General features: G+C 37.9%; 20 protein-coding genes. 10 read left to right on the top strand and 10 right to left on the bottom strand.

Annotated features, from left to right (window positions below):
- Positions 1–5 precede the first annotated feature (5 nt).
- The 6 genes from OLM45_RS10095 (at position 6) to OLM45_RS10070 (ending at position 6,628) form a co-directional block, all read left to right on the top strand.
- Positions 6–797, top strand: a complete 792-nt coding sequence (locus tag OLM45_RS10095) for a (Fe-S)-binding protein (RefSeq protein ID WP_264509833.1) — start codon at positions 6–8, stop codon at positions 795–797.
- 1 nt (position 798) lies between these two features.
- Entirely contained in the window at positions 799–1,410 is a 612-nt protein-coding gene (locus tag OLM45_RS10090) for a hypothetical protein (protein WP_264509832.1), read from the top strand.
- 4 nt (positions 1,411–1,414) lie between these two features.
- Positions 1,415–1,897, top strand: coding sequence for an ABC transporter ATPase (locus OLM45_RS10085; RefSeq protein ID WP_129461141.1), 483 nt, complete (start codon positions 1,415–1,417; stop codon positions 1,895–1,897).
- A 9-nt stretch (positions 1,898–1,906) separates the two neighbouring features.
- Positions 1,907–4,918, top strand: a complete 3,012-nt coding sequence (locus tag OLM45_RS10080; protein ID WP_264509831.1) for a glycoside hydrolase family 3 N-terminal domain-containing protein — start codon at positions 1,907–1,909, stop codon at positions 4,916–4,918.
- Positions 4,919–5,066: 148 nt separating this feature from the next.
- Entirely contained in the window at positions 5,067–6,194 is a 1,128-nt protein-coding gene (gene bshA / locus OLM45_RS10075; RefSeq protein ID WP_264509830.1) for an N-acetyl-alpha-D-glucosaminyl L-malate synthase BshA, read from the top strand.
- A gap of 2 nt (positions 6,195–6,196) precedes the next feature.
- On the top strand, positions 6,197–6,628 hold the full coding sequence (locus OLM45_RS10070) for a protease complex subunit PrcB family protein (protein WP_264509829.1): 432 nt from the start codon (positions 6,197–6,199) through the stop codon (positions 6,626–6,628).
- A gap of 30 nt (positions 6,629–6,658) precedes the next feature.
- Here OLM45_RS10070 and OLM45_RS10065 read toward each other — a convergent pair whose 3' ends face one another.
- Positions 6,659–7,144 (bottom strand): porin family protein, encoded by a 486-nt coding sequence (locus OLM45_RS10065; protein ID WP_264509828.1) that lies wholly within the window; start codon positions 7,142–7,144, stop codon positions 6,659–6,661.
- A 166-nt stretch (positions 7,145–7,310) separates the two neighbouring features.
- Here OLM45_RS10065 and aroC point away from each other — a divergent pair, with 166 nt between their 5' ends.
- The 3 genes from aroC to OLM45_RS10050 all read left to right on the top strand — a co-directional run bounded on the left by aroC (position 7,311) and on the right by OLM45_RS10050 (position 11,158).
- Entirely contained in the window at positions 7,311–8,375 is a 1,065-nt protein-coding gene (gene aroC, locus OLM45_RS10060) for a chorismate synthase (protein ID WP_264509827.1), read from the top strand.
- A gap of 4 nt (positions 8,376–8,379) precedes the next feature.
- A complete protein-coding gene (locus OLM45_RS10055) occupies positions 8,380–9,624 on the top strand; it encodes a dicarboxylate/amino acid:cation symporter (protein WP_264509826.1) in 1,245 nt (414 codons plus the stop codon).
- Between the two features lie 73 nt (positions 9,625–9,697).
- The gene (locus OLM45_RS10050) at positions 9,698–11,158 is read left to right on the top strand and encodes a T9SS-dependent choice-of-anchor J family protein (protein WP_264509825.1); all 1,461 of its coding nucleotides are present in this window, start codon (positions 9,698–9,700) and stop codon (positions 11,156–11,158) included.
- Positions 11,159–11,204: 46 nt separating this feature from the next.
- On the opposite strand, the gene OLM45_RS10045 is transcribed toward OLM45_RS10050, so the two are convergent.
- The 3 genes from OLM45_RS10045 to OLM45_RS10035 form a co-directional block, all read right to left on the bottom strand.
- Complete coding sequence (locus OLM45_RS10045) at positions 11,205–11,345, bottom strand: hypothetical protein (RefSeq protein ID WP_264509824.1); 141 nt, start codon at positions 11,343–11,345, stop codon at positions 11,205–11,207.
- Between the two features lie 64 nt (positions 11,346–11,409).
- The gene (locus OLM45_RS10040; protein ID WP_264509823.1) at positions 11,410–11,820 is read right to left on the bottom strand and encodes a thiol-disulfide oxidoreductase DCC family protein; all 411 of its coding nucleotides are present in this window, start codon (positions 11,818–11,820) and stop codon (positions 11,410–11,412) included.
- Positions 11,817–13,991 carry an endonuclease MutS2 gene (locus tag OLM45_RS10035; RefSeq protein ID WP_264509822.1) on the bottom strand — a complete coding sequence of 725 codons (2,175 nt, stop codon included), beginning with the start codon at positions 13,989–13,991 and terminating at the stop codon, positions 11,817–11,819. The genes OLM45_RS10040 and OLM45_RS10035 overlap by 4 nt, the downstream gene beginning before the upstream one ends.
- An 81-nt stretch (positions 13,992–14,072) precedes the next feature.
- Here OLM45_RS10035 and ung point away from each other — a divergent pair, with 81 nt between their 5' ends.
- Entirely contained in the window at positions 14,073–14,738 is a 666-nt protein-coding gene (gene ung, locus OLM45_RS10030) for a uracil-DNA glycosylase (protein ID WP_264509821.1), read from the top strand.
- Here ung and OLM45_RS10025 read toward each other — a convergent pair whose 3' ends face one another.
- The 6 genes from OLM45_RS10025 to OLM45_RS10000 form a co-directional block, all read right to left on the bottom strand.
- Positions 14,739–15,326 carry a hypothetical protein gene (locus OLM45_RS10025; RefSeq protein ID WP_264509820.1) on the bottom strand — a complete coding sequence of 196 codons (588 nt, stop codon included), beginning with the start codon at positions 15,324–15,326 and terminating at the stop codon, positions 14,739–14,741.
- Positions 15,327–15,339: 13 nt separating this feature from the next.
- Positions 15,340–15,918: a DUF3575 domain-containing protein gene (locus OLM45_RS10020; protein WP_264509819.1), complete on the bottom strand. Its 579-nt coding sequence runs from the start codon at positions 15,916–15,918 to the stop codon at positions 15,340–15,342.
- A gap of 48 nt (positions 15,919–15,966) precedes the next feature.
- Positions 15,967–16,899, bottom strand: coding sequence for a transglutaminase (locus OLM45_RS10015; RefSeq protein ID WP_264509818.1), 933 nt, complete (start codon positions 16,897–16,899; stop codon positions 15,967–15,969).
- A 17-nt stretch (positions 16,900–16,916) separates the two neighbouring features.
- The gene (locus OLM45_RS10010; protein WP_264509817.1) at positions 16,917–17,768 is read right to left on the bottom strand and encodes a substrate-binding domain-containing protein; all 852 of its coding nucleotides are present in this window, start codon (positions 17,766–17,768) and stop codon (positions 16,917–16,919) included.
- Positions 17,765–18,304 (bottom strand): GNAT family N-acetyltransferase, encoded by a 540-nt coding sequence (locus OLM45_RS10005; protein WP_264509816.1) that lies wholly within the window; start codon positions 18,302–18,304, stop codon positions 17,765–17,767. The genes OLM45_RS10010 and OLM45_RS10005 overlap by 4 nt, the downstream gene beginning before the upstream one ends.
- Positions 18,305–18,388: 84 nt before the next feature.
- Positions 18,389–19,258 carry a nucleoside phosphorylase gene (locus OLM45_RS10000; protein WP_264509815.1) on the bottom strand — a complete coding sequence of 290 codons (870 nt, stop codon included), beginning with the start codon at positions 19,256–19,258 and terminating at the stop codon, positions 18,389–18,391.
- Between the last annotated feature and the right edge of the window lie 56 nt (positions 19,259–19,314).

Below are 19,314 nucleotides of genomic sequence, written 5' to 3'. Positions count from 1 at the left end.
GTGATATGGCAGAAAATTTAATTGTGCCTACAATGGCTGAAATGTTGGCGCAAGGTCAACAGCCTGAAGTATTGTTCTGGGTAGGTTGTGCAGGAAGTTTTGACGACCGTGCCAAACGCATTACAAAAGCATTTGTCAAGATTTTGAACAATGCTAAGGTGTCGTTTGCGGTATTAGGAACTGAAGAATCGTGTACAGGTGATCCCGCAAAACGTGCAGGGAATGAATTTTTGTTTCAAATGCAAGCCATGATGAACATACAGGTTTTGAATGCCTACGAAGCAAAAAAAATCGTAACAGCCTGTCCCCATTGTTTTAATACGCTTAAAAATGAATATCCTGAATTGGGCGGTCACTATGAAGTAGTGCACCATACCCAGTTTTTAAAGGAATTGTTGGATAACGGCCGCCTAAAAATTGAAGGCGGTAATTACAAAGGAAAACGCATCACTTTCCACGATCCTTGTTATTTAGGTCGGGCCAATTCTGTTTACGAAGCCCCTCGTGATTTGATTCAAAAATTGGATGCTGAATTGGTAGAAATGAAACGCTCCAAGGCGAACGGTTTATGTTGTGGAGCAGGTGGTGCACAAATGTTTAAAGAACCGGAAGCGGGGAATAAAGACATTAATATAGAGCGCACCGATGATGCTTTGGAAACAAAACCCGAAGTCATTGCCGCTGGTTGTCCCTTCTGTAACACCATGTTAACTGATGGAGTAAAACACAACCACAAAGAAGCCGATATCAAAGTTTTAGATATCGCCGAATTAATTGCTAACGCACAAGATTTATAACATGAAAAAAACAATTACACTATTATTTTTAGGGGCCGGTTTATGGTCCAATGCACAAACATCTCCGATGGATCTTGTAGCGAAAGAAACTTGTGAATGTGTTACTCAGAAAAAAGCCGAGGGTAAAATCGCAAAAGAAGAACTTACTTTAACAGTAGGCTTGTGTTTATTATCGAGTTATGAGAAATACAAAGATAAATTCCCGAAGGAGGAACAAATCAGCATGACAGATGAAAATGCAGCTGAAAAATTAGGAGAAAAAGTAGCGATGAAAATGGTGACTTATTGTCCTGAAACCATTTTGGAAATTGGAATGATGAGTCGTGAGGAAGAAAATGCAGATGCTGAAGCGGAACCTGAATATGAAACTATTGAAGGTACAATTACGGCTATTGAAGTGAAACAATTTGTGACCATTAAAATGAAAGATAAAAATGGGAAACAAGTTCAGTTTTTATTGTTGGATTATTTTGAAACCGCAAGTGTATACACCGATGGTAAACTAAAGGTGAATGATAAAGTAGCAATCAGTTATGGTGATGTCGAGTTGTATGATCCTGTTCAAAAAGAATTTAGAACTTATAAAGTCATTACCGCTTTAAAGAAAAACTAATACCATGTTTGTACCTTTTGATACCCTTCCTGAAGATTCTCGTATTTGGATTTATCAATCCAATCGCAAACTATCGGATGAGGAAGTTGCTGATATAGAAACCGCAACGCAAGCTTTTTTAATGAATTGGGCCGCTCACGGAACTCCACTAGAAGCCTCTTTTTTAGTGATGTACAATCGATTCATTATTTTGGCGGTTAATCAAGAAGTACAAGCGGTTACGGGTTGTTCCATCGATGCTTCTGTTGTTTTTATACAACAATTGGAACAACAATATAATATTGATTTATTGGATAAAATGAACGTGACTTTCCGTCAAGGTGATTTCATTACCCATAAAACGTTGTTGGATTTTAAAAAAATGGTGAAAGAAAAATCGGTTTCTTCCAATACTATTGTTTTTAATAATCTCGTTAATACCATTGAAGAATGGAAAGAATCTTGGGAAGTTCCTGCCGCTGATAGTTGGCATTCTCGTTTCTTTTAAAATTTAAAAATGGTAAAATACATAAAATATAGTGCATTTTTAGGAGTGGTTTTGTTTGCAGTCAATTGTAGTACTGTGCACAAAATCACGACGAATTCCTCGTCAAAATCGATTCAAAAGCCAAAAGTGTTGGGTGACGATGATGATGTATACCTTCCTGTCGCAAAGTCGGATCGTAAAACCTTTTTCAAGAACACCGACAAAGAGGCGCATTGGGTGGATAGTGTGTACAATCAAATGACACTCAAAGAAAAAATTGGGCAATTGTTTATGGTCGCTGCCTATTCCAACAAAGACAGTGCGCACATTGCTTCCATTGACAAACTCATCAAAGAAGAACAAATTGGTGGATTGATCTTTTTTCAAGGCGGACCCAACCGACAAGTTCGATTAACCAATCGTTTTCAATCGCTTTCCAAATTACCGTTGTTTATCGGAATTGATGCCGAATGGGGGTTGAATATGCGTTTGGATTCTACCTATAAATACCCTTGGAATTCGACACTTGGCGCAGTCAAAGATTTGAAACTAATCGAAGAAGTGGGCAAGCAAATGGCACTAGAAACCAAACGTATAGGTTGTCATTTTAATTTTGTTCCCGTTTTAGATATTAATACCAATCCCAAGAACCCGATTATTGGTCATCGTTCGTTTGGGGAAGAAAAACATAACGTTACCGATCATGCTATTGCCTTGATGAAAGGCGTACAAAGTAATGGCGTATTTTGTACTGGGAAACATTTTCCCGGTCATGGCGACACCTCCACGGATTCTCATTATGCCTTGCCGCAATTGCTTTTTGATAAAGAACGCCTAGAAAAAGTAGAGTTGTATCCTTACAAACGCATGTTTGATGAAGGATTAGTTTCTGTAATGGTAGCGCATTTGAATATTCCAAGTCTCGAACACCGCGAAGGTTGGCCCACATCCGTTTCACACAGTGTAGTGACCAATTTGCTTCAAGAAGAATTGGGTTTTGACGGACTCATTTTTACCGATGCTTTAAATATGAAAGGGGCCAGTAAGTTTATGGCTCCGGGAGAATTAGATTTAGAGGCCTTTTTGGCGGGAAATGACATTTTATTATTCCCTGAAAATGTGCCTTTGGCGAGTGAAAAAATAAGTACAGCTTATGCAAATGGATTGATTACTGAAGATCGATTGGCCCATTCGGTAAAAAAAATATTGCAGTACAAATACAAAGTAGGATTGCATCAGTACCGTCCCGTAGATGAAAAAAACATCTCAGGTGCAATGTTTACTACGTTTAAAGATGCTTTGCACTATCAAGTTTATGAGAACGCTATCACCTTAGTTAAAAACAATGATGAAATCTTGCCAATCAAAGATTTACGTCAAAAAATTGCCTATGTAAAAATAGGTGATGATGTGAATTCTAGTTTTGTTTCTACATTAAAAAAATACACAGAGATTACAGAAGTAAACGAATCGAATTTGGATTCTTTGGATGTTTGTTTAAAGAACTATGATCTCGTCATTTTAGGATACCACAAATCCGATCGTGCTTGGAAAAAACATGATTTGTCGGACAATGAATTGGCGTTAATTGCAAAAATTGCTAAAAACCATAAAGTGATTTTGGATGGTTTTGTGAAACCGTATGCGCTTTCGGTGATTCCTTCTTTTGAAGATATTGAAGCGGTTTTGGTTTCGTATCAAAACAGTGATATTGCGCAAATTGTCTCTGCTGAGATTCTTTTTGGTGCGGTCGAACCCAAAGGCAAATTGCCGGTTACCATCAACGAAGAATTTCATGAAGGTCACGGATTTAATTTTGAAAAATTGAACCGACTCGGATTCACGGCTCCAGAGAATGTAGGGATGAGCCCGAAAACCTTAAGTCGGATTGACCAAATTGCCCAAAAAGCGATTGATGGAGGAATGACACCCGGAATTCAAGTTTTGGTGGCCCGTCGTGGAAAAGTGATTTATCAAAAATCATTTGGGTTCCAAACTTATGAGAAGCAGGCAAAAATTCAAAATACTGATTTGTATGATGTGGCTTCGGTGACCAAAATGATCGGCACTTTGCCCGTTGTCATGCAAGATTTTGATCAAGGAAATGTCAATTTGGATTCAAAATTAGGGGAGATGTTGCCTGTATTTAAAGGAACCGACAAGCAAGATATTACGTTTAAAGAATTGTTGTCGCATTACGCACGACTCCAAGCCTGGATTCCTTTTTACAAAAAAACAGTGGACGCTTCCAACTGTCCCAAACCGGAATATTACAGTTGGGGACAAAAGTCGGGCTTTACCACACAAGTGGCCGAAAATTTATACCTGCGCGATGATTATAAAGATTCTATTTTTAGTCAGATCGTCAACAGTAAATTATTGGATAAAAAAGAATACAAATACAGCGATTTTACCTTTATTATTTTAAAAGAATATCTCGAGAAAAAATTGGGTAAGCCGTTGGATGAGTTGGTCAACCAACGTTTTTATCAATCGATGGGGATGAACAATACTTCCTTTCATCCGTTGAAATTCAGAGAGGCATCTACAGTTGTTCCTACCGAAATCGATTCGTACTTTAGAAATGTTTGGATTCGTGGATATGTACACGATATGGCCGCAGCGATGATGGGTGGCGTGGGTGGACATGCCGGAATTTTCTCCAATAGCATGGATGTCGCGAAAATGATGCAACTATTTTTGCAAAAAGGAAACTATGGCGGCATTCAGTATTTCAAACCCGAGACGTTTACCGCATTTAATACGTGTTATTATTGTGGCGAAGGAAATCGCAGAGGCCTTGGTTTTGATAAGCCACAATTAGGCAAAGAAGGTCCCACTTGTGGTTGCGTTTCCATGAGTAGTTTTGGGCATACCGGATTTACCGGTACGATGGCATGGGCTGATCCAGAGACTGAAATTGTATATGTTTTTCTTTCGAACCGAACCTTCCCTGATTCAAATTTGCCCAATAAATTGTCCAAAGAAAACATCCGTGAAGACATCCAAAAGGTGATACAAGAAGCCATTTTGGACCGATAGTTATTTTTTTGTTAAGATAAAATACAACTGCATTTTTCCGTAAATTCGTTAACTCATACTTGAAAAATTTCAATTTCAGCAATGATTTGTCTTTCAATTGGTTGTTGGATTTAACCCTTGAAAATTGAAGTGTGTTTCGAAAAAAACTATGAAAATAGCAATTGTTTGTTATCCCACATTTGGTGGAAGCGGTGTTGTCGCAACAGAATTGGGGTTAGAATTAGCCCATCGCGGACATGAAGTTCACTTTATAACGTACCGTCAACCTGTTCGTTTGGCACTTTTGAATTCCAATGTGCATTACCATGAAGTGAACGTACCCGAATATCCTCTTTTTCATTACCAACCCTATGAATTGGCATTGTCGAGTAAATTAGTCGATATGGTCAAACTCTATAAAATTGAGGTATTGCATGTGCATTATGCCATTCCTCATGCGTATGCGGGTTATATGGCTAAACAAATGTTGAAAGAGCAAGGAATCGATATTCCAATGGTCACGACTTTGCACGGGACCGATATCACTTTGGTGGGCAATCATCCCAATTATAAAACTGCGGTGAGTTTTAGCATCAATCATTCCGATGTGGTTACTGCAGTTTCACAAGATTTGAAAGAGGAAACCTACCGACTTTTTGATATCAACAAAGAAATTCATGTTATTCCCAATTTCATCGAATTGGAAAAAAGTCGGAATGAATCCCATATCGATTGCCAACGTTCGGTAATGGCACAAAAGGAAGAGCGAATAATCACTCACATTAGTAATTTTAGAAAGGTAAAGCGAATTCCAGATGTCGTGAAAATCTTTTATAAGATTCAACAAAAAATCCCCGCCAAGTTAATGATGGTTGGCGACGGCCCTGAACGCGTAAAAGCCGAGTATTTGTGTGAAGAATTAGGAATTTCCGATAAAGTGATTTTCTTTGGAAACAGTAATGAGATAGATAGTATATTGGCCTATTCCGATTTGTTTTTATTGCCTTCAGAAACAGAGAGTTTTGGTTTGGCTGCCTTGGAAGCTATGGCTTGGAGTGTTCCTGTGATTTCTAGTAATTCTGGGGGGTTACCTGAAGTAAATGAAGAAGGTGTTTCGGGATATTTGGCCAATGTCGGGGATATTGATACGATGGCGAATCGAGCGATCTCAATTTTAGACAATAATGAAACTTTAGCTGCGTTTAAGGAAAATGCGTTGACGGTGGCTAAGAAATTTGACATTGCACAAATTCTACCCCAATACGAAAGTTTATACCAAAATGCTTTAATATCCTAACCATGAAAAAAGTAGTATTCAGTTGTTTTTCCTTTTTGTTGCTCGCATGTTCGTCCGTAAAGCCACCCGAGTCGAGTTATACGTCTTATGATGTACTATTTAGTAGAGAACAAGATGGCGGAAGGTTTCAATTTTATGAAATCATCACCGAGGAAAGTGAATACAAAATGCTGTTGAATGATCCTATTATTAGTCCGTATTTGAAAAAGGACGATATTCAAACCTGCAATTTTATATTAGTCAATTTAGGCGAAAAACCAACTGGAGGTTGGACGATTAAAGTCGAACGTGTTAAAGTACTCAAAGATAAAGTAGAGGTTGTGATTAAAGAAATTCCGCCCAAGGGAATGGCAACTACCGCTATGACAACACCTAATTTTGTAATCAAAATAAAAAGTAAGAAACCTATTGAAATAATAAATCCCGGTAGTTAGCCGGGATTTTTTATTGTATTCATTCAAAATTTAGAATCGGTAACGAATTCCGAGAGCTAGATCAGGACCAAAACCATTGTCTCTGAAGCTGTCTGAATTGGAATAAATTTCAGGACGGAAATCTAAAGAGAGTTGTAGGGGAATATCAAAATTGTATTCAATCCCAATGTCTCCCGCGGCAAAAACAAAAGTTCCGTTGTCAGAAACTCCATTTTTACTGTAGCTCCAGCTACCTAAACCACCACCGACACCGGCATACCAATTGAATCCGCCATCAATATTCCATACCCATTGGTATAAACCAGCCAATTTAAATGCATCGATATCATTGCTGTTGCGCCATCCCAAATCGAATTCTAAACGATTGGATTTTGATAAGCCACGTTGGTACGAGATTTCGCCACCGAAACCATCATTATCGCCTATACGTAGTCCAAGGGCATTTTTAGAAATGTCTTGTGCTTGTGCAAAAAAAGCACATCCTAAAAACGATAGTGTTACAATTAGGTTTTTCATACGAATTAATTTAAGGTTTAAAGATTTTCAAGTTTATTTACTTTACAAAGGTAGAACGATTCAAAAATGGAATTGTTATATAATTTTACCATTGAATTATAATATTTACAGTTGGCATCGTTCGGAACCCCAAAATTAAATTTTATATTTGTTGAAACTACATAGTATGGCGGGAAATAGTTTCGGAACGCTTTTTAAATTAACCACTTTTGGTGAATCACACGGTCCAGCTCTTGGAGGAATTATCGATGGATGTCCGGCAGGACTTATACTTGATATTGAAGCTATTCAGTTGGAATTGCAACGCAGAAAGCCGGGTCAATCAGCTATAGTAACCCAACGAAAAGAAGCGGATGAAGTCCAGTTTTTATCGGGAATATTTGAGGGAAAAACAACGGGAACTCCAATCGGATTTGTAATTCAAAATACTAATCAGAAGTCGGAGGATTACAACGCTATTCAAAATTCCTACCGACCCAGTCATGCTGATTTTGTTTATGAAAAAAAATACGGCATACGCGATTATCGGGGAGGTGGACGGAGTTCGGCACGTGAAACTGCTTCACGTGTAGTGGCAGGAGCTATTGCAAAACAACTCTTGTCCAATGTCAAAATAAATGCTTTTGTATCTTCAGTAGGAGAAATTTTTGTTGAGAAACCGTATCAGGCACTAGATTTTAATTTAATTGAATCTAATCCGGTACGTTGTCCCGATTCCGAAACTGCCGAACGAATGGAAGCATACATAAGGGCTGTTCGTAAAGAAGGCGATACGGTTGGTGGAACCATTACTTGTGTCATTCAAAATGTGCCAATTGGTTGGGGCGAACCCGTTTTTGACAAATTGCATGCGCAATTGGGAAAAGCAATGTTGTCGATCAATGCTGTGAAAGGATTTGAATACGGTAGCGGATTTTGTGGTGCCCGAATGAAAGGAAGCGAACATAATGATTTATACAATGAAGATGGTACCACACGAACCAATCTTTCGGGAGGAATTCAAGGCGGAATTTCAAATGGTATGGATATTTATTTCCGAGTTGCCTTCAAACCGGTAGCCACTTTAATACAAGAACAAGAAGTTCTCACCAATGACGGACGAATTGAAGTTCAACAAGGTAAAGGACGTCATGACCCGTGTGTAGTTCCCAGAGCAGTTCCTATTGTAGAAGCTATGGCAGCCTTGGTTTTAGCCGATTTTTATTTATTAGAAAAAACAAACAAATTATAATTTCATGGATTTTAGTAAAAAAGCATTAGCTTCTAATTTAACCGTTCAAATATTTATTGCACTTCTTTTAGGCTTGGGAATAGGGGTTTATATTCATGAATCGACAACCAAAGAATTTGCTACTGAATTTAGTACCTACAGTAAATTATTAGCAACCCTCTTCATTCGATTGGTTCAAATGATCATTGCTCCTTTGGTTTTTACTACTTTGGTGGTGGGGATTGCCAAATTAGGTGATATAAAATCAGTAGGGCGTATAGGAGGGAGAGCTTTGGGATGGTTTTTTACCGCTTCATTTGTTTCGCTTTTGATCGGACTTTTTTGGGTGAATTTTTTCGAACCGGGTGTTGGCATTCAGTTGATTGATATTGATCCTTCCACAGCGCAAGAAGTGACGGAGAAAACCCAAGATTTTTCGGCCCAACATTTTGTTGAGCACATTATACCTAAAAGTATTTTTGAAGCTATGGCTACAAATGAAATCCTTCAAATTGTAGTGTTTTCCATATTTTTTGGATTAGCAGCCGCTTCCATGGGATCGTATGCAGATCCAGTAATTAAAGTCCTGGACAAGATTTCACACATCATATTAAAAATGGTGAATTATGTGATGAAGTTTGCGCCGTATGGTGTTTTTGGTGCCATTGTAGCTGTTTTTGCTACCAAAGATTTGAATGTATTATTACTTACGTATACTAAATTCTTAGGCGCTTTTTTGGTCGGAATTGGATCACTTTGGTTAGTATTGTTAGTGGTTGGTTATTTGTTTTTGAAATCCCGATTAAAAGAATTGTTACAACGCATACTTTCTCCATTAGCCATTGCCTTTGGTACCACAAGTAGTGAAGCGGTTTTTCCAAAATTAACCGAAGAGTTGGAACGATTTGGCATTAAAGACCGAATTGTATCTTTCATGTTACCATTAGGTTATTCATTCAATTTAGATGGAAGTATGATGTATATGACGTTTGCCAGTATTTTTATTGCACAAGCTTCGGGACATCATTTGGATATTCCTACTCAGATGACCATGTTGTTGGTGTTAATGCTTACTAGTAAAGGAATTGCAGGTGTACCTCGTGCCAGTTTAGTTGTGGTTGCAGCAACATGCGGCATGTTTAAAATTCCTGTTGAGGGGATTGCACTCATTTTACCCATTGATCATTTTTGTGATATGTTTCGTAGTGCCACGAATGTATTGGGTAATGCTTTGGCTACAAGTGTGGTAGGGAAATGGGAAAAAGAGTAAAATTTAAAAGTAATTTATGTTATATCGTAAATTATTTCTAAATTTGAAATCGACAAAATTTTAATTATTTCATATGAAAAAACTATTACTTTCAATTTTTGCTTTAGGAGGAATGGTTGCTAATGCACAATTAACTTGTGCTACTGCATTACCTGTTACTGCTGGATCAACGACAACTTGTCCTCAAATTACAGGAACTTACTTAGGGAACTGTACTGGTGGAACAGCTGCAACAACTCCAAATGCTATTTGGTATGTATATACCGCTACGGCTAATGGTGAATTAACCATCACCTCTGATTTACCTCAAAATGATGGTGTAACCAATAGTGATGACACCCGTGTTTCTGTGATTACAGGTACTTGTACAGCACTTGCTTGTTATTCTGGTAATGATGATGTTGATGATGTAAATTATTTATCGACATTAACAATTCCAGTTACTGCAGGAACAACGTATTATATTGTATGGGATGATCGTTGGTCTGACTTACAATTTGATTTTGATGTAACTTTTGAAGCAGTTTCTTGTATCCGTTTGAATGCTACAAATGTAAATGCTGCTACTGATTTAACCGTAGACAGTGCAACATTATCTTGGTCAGCTTCTTTGAGTGCTCCTAATCAATATGATGTAGAATACGGAATCTCTGGTTTTACTCAAGGTACTGGAACTACCGCAGTTGCTAATGGTACTTCAATTGGATTGACAGGATTAACACCTGCTTCTGGTGATTTAAATTACTATGTTAGAGCAAATTGTGGGGCTACGCAAAGTGCTTGGGTAGGTCCATTTTCATTGTATTTAGCTGCAACTTGTCCTTACACAAACAATTTTGATGATACTACAGATTATACAGATGGTTTTTCTAGTTCTACTTGGGGGCTAGGTAATACAGCTGGTGCAGCTCAAAGTGGGACAATTTACTATTTCGTGAATTCAAGTACTACTGCAGCTACCAATGCTACTTTATACACTAGAGCTATCGCTTTACAAGCTAATGAACAAGTTACGTTAACTTATTATACTCGTTTAGGTTCTGCTGCAGGCTCTGCACAAACCTTGAAAGTATATGTAAACACGTCAAGATCATTAACTGGAGCTACTCAATTAGGTGGTAATATTTCTGTTTCTGGTATAGCCTATGTGATGCAAACAGCTACTTTTACAGCTACTGCAGCAGGTACCTATTATTTTGCATTCAACAATGCAACTCCAATTGTTACTACTGCAACTTCTTTACGTTTAGATACAGTTAGTATGACTTCAGTATTGGCGAACAATGATTTTGTTGATGCTAGTTTTACAGTTTCTCCAAACCCTGCAGTTGACGTGATTGCTGTACAATCTGCTTCTAATACTTCATTCAGCGCTGTTGAAATGTATGATTTGAACGGAAGAATTGTTAAAAATATCGCATACACAAGTGCAACTGATGCAACTATCAATGTAGCTGATCTTGCTCCTGGAATGTATACAGTGAAAGTAGTTTCTGAAAACGGAACTGCTGTTCGTAAAGTAATCAAGCAATAATTTATTAATTACCTATTGCCTTTAATGAAAAAGACTAAGCGAAAGCTTAGTCTTTTTTATTTCTTTTATCTCCTGAAGCCATCAAATAAATAGCTCCTACAAGTCCGACGATAACCAGTCCGAAAACAATTATCATTACAAAGGCACCATTATTCCAAGAATATAATGGTAAAATACGATTTATCATAGTTGTTGGTTTAAAGTTGTATTCCAAAAGTAAGTGGAACTTTAAACACTGCTAATGATAATTGTCATAAAAATCGGTGTTTAATTTCGGGGGTAGGAAGTAAGCAGGTTGAAGATTTTCCAAACCAAAAATACCGTTTGCGGGCGATATAATCATAGAAACGATCACAAAGAGAGGTAGGGAATAATCTGAAAAAATGAATCCATAGAAAACGTTTTGGTAATTGAGCAGCGATTGCAAATACTGCCGCTGATTTTTCCAATTTTTTTCCAGTTGGTGAAATAAGTATAATACTTTCAAGTGTATTTTTTACCCCATGCGATTGACAGACAATTTGTCCCTTTTCAGAATTTTGAGCCAAAAAGCGAAAAACATCTTTGTTATCATAAACGATTATTTTTTGGACAACGCTATGGCATAAATTGCATTCCCCATCGTAAAGTATCAAATATTTATCTCGAGATAATTCCATCATTTTTTTGGACGTTCTACAAATTCCAATTGATCTAAACTAACTTTCGAAGTAAATAAACCGTAATTGACTACAGCTTTATTTTTCTCAATAGTATCCAAAGTACCAACCGCTTTGCCGTCAATCATCCGCACCCGATCACCCAACTTTAATTCCATTTTGGGTTTTTCTAATTCCAGTTGTAATGCCTTTACTTTCTTCTCTTTTTTAACTTTACGAATTTCTTCAACCTTAACTTTGACTTCTTCAACGACTTGCTTTTGGACTACTTCTTGTTGTTTTTTCTCTTTGGCCGATAATTTTCTTCGTTTCGAATTTTCTATCTCAATCATTTTTAAAAATTCGCCAATGAGAACCTTTTTGTCTTTGTTATTGAAATACTTTTCAGCAATGTCGTCAATTTTTTGACCCATGTAAATAAGACGTTGATTAGCATCATATAACTCTTGATAACGCTCGAGCTTATCTTGGATTTTTGCATTGATGCTTTCCATTTTCTTACTTTCTTCGCGGGCTCTCACTTCTTCCTCCTTCAAAATTTCAGACGTTTTTTCCAATTTGGAACGTTCTTTTTGAAGTTTAGCAATTGTTTTGTCAAAGCGCACTTTCTCACCTTCAACTTTTTTCTTTGCACGATTAATCAAGCCGTAAGGAATGCCATTTTTTTGGGCTACTTCAAATGTAAACGAACTACCGGCCTGACCCAGATGTAATTTAAACATGGGTTCTAATGATTTTTCATCAAATAACATGTTGGCGTTATTGGCGTGCGGCAACTCATTCGCCAAAATTTTTAAATTGGTATAATGCGTAGTAATGATGCCAAAAGCTTCACGGTGGTAAAACTCTTCTAAAAAGACTTCTGCCAATGCACCTCCCAAATCAGGATCGGAACCGGTTCCAAATTCGTCGATCAAAAACAAGGTTTTTGCGTTGCATTTCTTTAGGAAATAATTCATGTTTTTTAATCGGTAGCTGTAGGTGCTCAAGTGATTCTCTATCGACTGATTATCACCGATATCGGTTAAAATTCGATCAAATAAAAAGGTTTCACTGCGTTCATGAACCGGAATTAATATCCCCGATTGCAACATCAATTGCAACAACCCCACTGTTTTTAGGGAAATTGTCTTTCCACCAGCATTGGGTCCCGAAATCACAATGATGCGATTATCTTGTTTTAATTCAATGGTTTGCGGATAGGTGACTTGATTTTTTTGTTTATTAGTTAACAGAAGAATAGGATGGTAGGCTTCCCGCAAAAACATTCTTTTCTCCGTAGTGATTTTAGGTAAAATCCCATTTATAGCTAATGCATAGCGTGCTTTTGCATGGATAACATCGATGTCACTTAAATACTCTTGATAATCCGACAACAAGGAATGAAAGGGGCGGATGTCATTCGTTAACCGACGTAAAATTCGAATAATTTCTTCCCGTTCTTCGTATTCATAATGCTGTAATTCGCGACTGTATTTTAACGCTGCTTCAGGTTCGATATACGCAATGCTTCCCGTTTTGGAATTGCCCAAAATCGAACCTTTAACCTTTCTACGGTACATGGCCAATACCGCCAAAACTCTGCGGTTTTCTATCACGGATTCCCGAATATCGTCCAAATAACCCAAACTGTTGTAGTGGGTGAGGGCCTGACCAAAACTTTGGTTGACTTTCCCGCGTACCATGTTGATATTTCTGCGAATTTCAATTAAGTCAGGTGACGCATTGTCTTTAATAACGCCATGTTTATCAATAACTTCTTCAATTTTCTGAATGATCACTTTCGTGAATTCGATAGTAGCCGATTTCAAATACAATTCAGGATAATACTCTTTAAACTTTTTAAAATAAAGAAGCTGAGTATTAACGGTGTCTGAAATCGCGGCAAATTTTCGAAATGCCGTTACTTCTAAAAAACTATCTTCTAAATGAAGTAATTTAAGATCGTGCGTTATCGTTTCAAATCCATGATTGGGAATGGCATTGTTGTTCGTATAGGAAGCAAGGTATTCAAACGTTTGTTGCAAGGAAGGGAGTAAGGTTTCCTTGTCTTTAAAAGGACCTATCGCCATTGCCTTATCGTGACCTATTTCAGTGACGCAGTTTGCTGCAATGGTCTCCAAAACGGTCCTGAATTCTAAGTCTTTTAATGTTTTATCGGTGATTGAAATCATAACTTAAGTCTACACTTCAAAGTTACAAAGCAATTTGGGCTTCGTACTATTCGTTTTTATATTTTTGAAAAAAATTAAGAGATGTTAAGGATTAACGAACCCACATGGCAAGTTGCATTAGAAAGTGAATGGAATCAACCGTATTTCCAATCCTTATCCCAATTTGTCATTGAGGCCTACCAAACTTCACGCTGTTTTCCTTCACAGGATCTCATTTTTAATGCTTTTCATCACTGTTCGTTTGATCAGGTTAAAGTGGTCATCATTGGACAAGATCCCTATCACGGATTTGGTCAAGCCAACGGATTAGCATTCTCGGTCAATGACGGGGTTGCTTTTCCACCTTCTTTAATCAATATTTTTAAAGAATTGGAGCAAGATTGTGACATCCCAATTGCTATCTCTGGAAATCTCGAACGTTGGGCGGAACAAGGTGTTTTGTTGTTAAATGCTACCTTGACGGTTCAAGAAAATCAGGCAGGAAGCCATCAAAAGAAAGGGTGGGAGCAATTTACCGATGCTGTAATTGCCACAATATCGGATCAAAAATCCGACCTTGTTTTTCTATTATGGGGTGCATTTGCCCAAAAGAAAGGAGCTAAAATTGATCGAAAAAAACATCTAGTTTTGGAATCAGGACATCCTTCGCCACTGAGTGCCAATCGAGGTTTATGGTTTGGAAATCGACATTTTTCACAAACCAACGCTTTTTTAATTGACCGTCAAAAGGAGCCGATTGCTTGGTAACTAATTGACCGTAAAAATGTAGTTTCCTTCCGAATTAACTGCATTGGATGTAGTATAAATCATCAGTGTAATATCAGACGAACGGCTGTTAGAACGTAATTCGACTACATCGGTGGCCGAACTGTTGTATCCGTACGATAATTTATAGGTACCAGCACTTAATAATGGTAAGCCTGCACGGAATTGATACGAATCGGTTAGTGCGTTATAATTAGCGGTAGCCATATAAAATCCAATGCTCTCAATAGCACCAGCTGTAAGGTCGATTTGTGCATTGGGAATAGTAACTGTGGCCCATTCTGTCGGACTCGTTTGCTTTTCCAATACATACGAAAAACTCAAAGAAGGTGCATTATTTGTAGTTTTTCGAATGTCTAAAGGAGTGGTTTGTCCCACTTCAGTCACTAAACGATTGGCATTGCAATTAATATAGAGTTTATCACCAACTTGATAGTTGGATTGCGTTTCTACATTGATAAGGCCATTTACACGAACATATTCTGTATTGTAAAAATCATCATCGTTGGTATCACAACCGATAAATGGAGTGGTAACTGCTAAAACAAAAAGTGCGATTATTTTTTTCATGGTCATTCAAATATTAAAAACGGTACCCTAGATTTAGTCCGACGCGCGAAATCACATCCGGACTTTTTTCTTTATTGGTTAAATTCGATCCAAATCCGACTAAAAACTCAATGGCTAATGCATTTTTGATATACATTTTGTACCCCAAACTTCCACCAAGGGCATAATCTGAGTATTTACTTTGTTTGATGGTATAATAACCTACACCACCTTCGGACTCACGAATGATTTCTTTGTAATCACCACCATTAGCAGATCCAAAAATTTCCGCGAAATAATAGCGTGCTTTACTCTTTGAAAGCGCATATCGAACATAAGGATTGAACTCGTAGCGCGGAATATTGTTTCGGAAACCATTATTAAAATCCTCTTCAAATTTGGAGCTATTTGAAAAATTAGCGTTTATTCCGACAGAAAAACTACCTTCAAAAAAGCGTTCATAGCTCAAGCCAATTTTACCATAGGCTAAGGCTTGTAAAACATCGACACGCAATTCATTCTTCTTGGATTCCAATCCGCTTGGGGCATTTTGCTGAGCGGCCATCTCAAATGTGAGAAGCAATGTGCAACAAAGCAATAGTATTTTTTTCATGGTGATTCAATTAGCTTGGCTAATATAGTAATTTATTTAAACGGGATTTCAATTTAACGTCAAAGCACTTAAAATTTCTTCTTTCATAAAAGGTCCACCGGGGTATTTGGCAGTGTAATCCAAATTCAACCAAATATTTCCGCGTTCATCAATGTGGTAATGCACGGATTTGTGTTGACTCTCTTTTGGAAACAATACTTTTTTGATTAAAAAATTCACCTTCTCCATGTCTTTATATGTACCTACATACAATTCTGGATAAATATGACCTTGGGTGTGGATGAGTCTCGGAATTCCACCGATAGATTTTACTGCCGCTGCCATTAAAATGGAGTGATCATCACAATCGCCTGATAAATAATTTAACGATTCATCGGCTGTGGCAATGTATTCATGCCCTACAGGATCTTTGACATAATACCAACGGGAATTGATTTCTTTGAAAACGGCAAAGTACTGAATTAAGTAGGTGTATTCGGGGTATTGTTTTATGTTTTTAAAATGTTTATTGGCAGCCATAATAGCAAAATTCCTGACTTTGGCATGATCAAATGTAATGGCTTTGGTGATTTTTGTTTTGTTGGGAAAAGGAAGTAATTTATCCACGACAATATCCTGTGGATAGGGATTGTCTTGCATGGTATAAATCATGGATTCATAATCGGAGTAGACTTCGCCAAATCCATAATCACCAATCAATGTTCCCCACAGTAAAAACACTATATATAAGGCAATGCTCACAAAGGTGATTCGTCGCAAGGCCACTAAAAGAAGTTGCAATACCACCAAGAGCAAAAGAAATAATCCGATTTTATCCAAAGCATACGGCCAGTTCAGTGGCGTTATGTTTTGATGGATAATGATAAAAAGAGGAACAGTTATCAGTAGATTCAACGCCAAAATGATAATCTTATCCCAAGGTTTTGGAATACGAAGTCGGTCTTGTAAAAGCTGCAATGAATTTTTAGCAGAAGCTACCATTCGGCTGGGAGGTTGAACTATATAACGGAAACAATAGTGTCAAAATTACTTTTTTTATCGATTAATTGAAGTTCAAGAAGTTGATTTTGGATGTTAATCAATTGTTCAGCCGTTAATGCTGCTTGACTCCATTCGGTAAACGAGAGCCATTGCTGAATATCTTCTGTTTTTTGACGAAAACGTTGGGCTAAAAGAGAAGCTATATTCGGTTGATTTTTAAAACCAATTGTAACGGAATTGATTATTGCTAACAGTTTTTGTAGCGTTTCTTTTTCTGAAAGTAAAAATTCATTTCGAACGGCTATTACAAAACAGGGCCAAGGTGTTGGGCATTCACCAATACGTCGAAAGACACCTCGATCTACCAAAGGTTGTGTCATGAATCGCTCCCACATAAAATAATCGGATGTGCCACGTTCTAAGGATTCAACGGCTCCATCTATCGTGTTTACAATATGGAATTGTAACAATTTTGTGTCCCAACCTTTTTGTTGTGCATGGACATACGCCATCAAATGGGAACCCGAACCTATTCGGGAAATAGCCGCTTTGGTGTGTTGTATGTCGGCTACCGTTTCATACAACGAATTGGCGGCGACATGAATACCCCAAATCAAAGGCGTTTTTACATACACTTGCACAATTGAAGACGGATTGCCTGCTTCAATATCCCTAACGATTCCCTCTGTAAGTAGTATGGCAATATCGGTTTCCCCTTCGCGAAGCATTTGACACATTTTACCGGTGCCTTCGGGAACATCGGTCCATTGCAAATCGATTCCTGCTGCCTCAAAGCGTTTGTTTTCAATAGCTTGGTACCAAGGCAAGTTAAAGTGCTCGGGTACCCCAACAATTTTTATCGTTTTCATAGCTGTAAATTTGGGTTTTCTAACGCATACCAATTCCAAGACACACCGTCTTTGTCGGGATAGGTTTCTTTAAATTCCAGTCCTATTTTCTGCAAAATACGATTCGATGCACCATTTTCTTTGTGTGCGTAGGCATTCATTACCGGAATTTTGAGAGTTTCAAATCCGTACTGTAGCCATGCAATAGAGGCTTCTGTCGCATAGCCTTTTCCCCAATGCTTTTCTACAAGTCGGTACCCATAATCAAAGAAGTTGGTGTTCCCATTTTCCACATGGTCATCGATGTATTTGATCCCTGTCCAACCTATGAATTCATTCGTTTCCTTCAAAAAAGTAGCAAAACGCCCAATTTGATTTCGTTCGTATTGTCCTAGAATGTACTCGATAATTTTTACTGATTCTTCCAGTTCGAGCGTAGGTTGTTGCCATAAGTATTTGTGCACATTGGGATTGGCATCCATGGCAAACAGTTCGGCTGCATCCGAAATTTTAAAGGGACGCATATACAGTCTTTCGGTTTCTAAACGTTGAATCATCACGGTTTGTTTTAGCCCCGATAGAGCCGATATCCTCGTAGCTTTAGCGGAGAGATAAAGGCGAAAGCGGGAAATAGCTCCATATTATGATTGTGCTAATTTATCCAACGTATAGGCTATCAAGGCGTCTACGGCTTTGTATGGATCGGCACTAAAGGTACCATTGGATCGGTTAGCAATAATGGCATTCAGTGATAAACATTCATGGCCCAGTAATTTCCCCAAGCCATAAATTGCACCGGTTTCCATTTCGAGATTGGTCATTTTTATTCCGTTAAATTCAAAACGGTCCATCTTTGCATTTAAGTCTGGATCTTGAATCGGTAAACGTAATACTCTTCCTTGTGGACCATAAAATCCGCCCGCCGTACCTGTAAATCCTTTGTACATTTGGTCGCTTTCTATTCTTTTTTCTAAAGTTTCCGAACCTTTGATTACATAAGGACGTCCTTTGCGCAAGTCCCAATTGGTTTGTTGAATAAAGGCTTCTTCTATTTCTTTTTCGGAAATGGCATCAATTAAATAGGAGCGAAGCATGTTGTCCAAACCCAATCCGTATTGGCTCATGACAAAACTATCGACGGGAATGTCGGCTTGCAACGAACCTGAAGTTCCAATTCGGATAATATTCAACGACGTTAATTCGTCTTTAACGGTTCGCGTCGCCAGATCAATATTGACCAAGGCATCCAACTCGTTCATGACAATATCAATGTTGTCCGGACCGATACCCGTGGACATTACCGTCATGCGTTTGCCTTTGAAATAGCCCGTTTGAGTTTTAAATTCGCGTTTTTGTTGTGAAAATTCAATACGGTCAAAATGTTGGGTAATTTTTTCCACACGATTTTGGTCTCCCACAAAAATAATGTCGTGGGCAATATGTTCGGGAAGTAAGTTCAAATGGTAAACACTTCCATCAGGATTTAATATTAATTCAGATGAAGCAATCATCGGTGATAGAGATTAGTGATTAGTAATTAGTAATTAGTGATTAGTAATTAGTGACT

Source organism: Flavobacterium sp. N1719, from assembly GCF_025947045.1.
Taxonomy (GTDB): Bacteria; Bacteroidota; Bacteroidia; order Flavobacteriales; family Flavobacteriaceae; genus Flavobacterium; species Flavobacterium stagni.
This window is presented reverse-complemented; position numbering and strand designations above follow the sequence as displayed.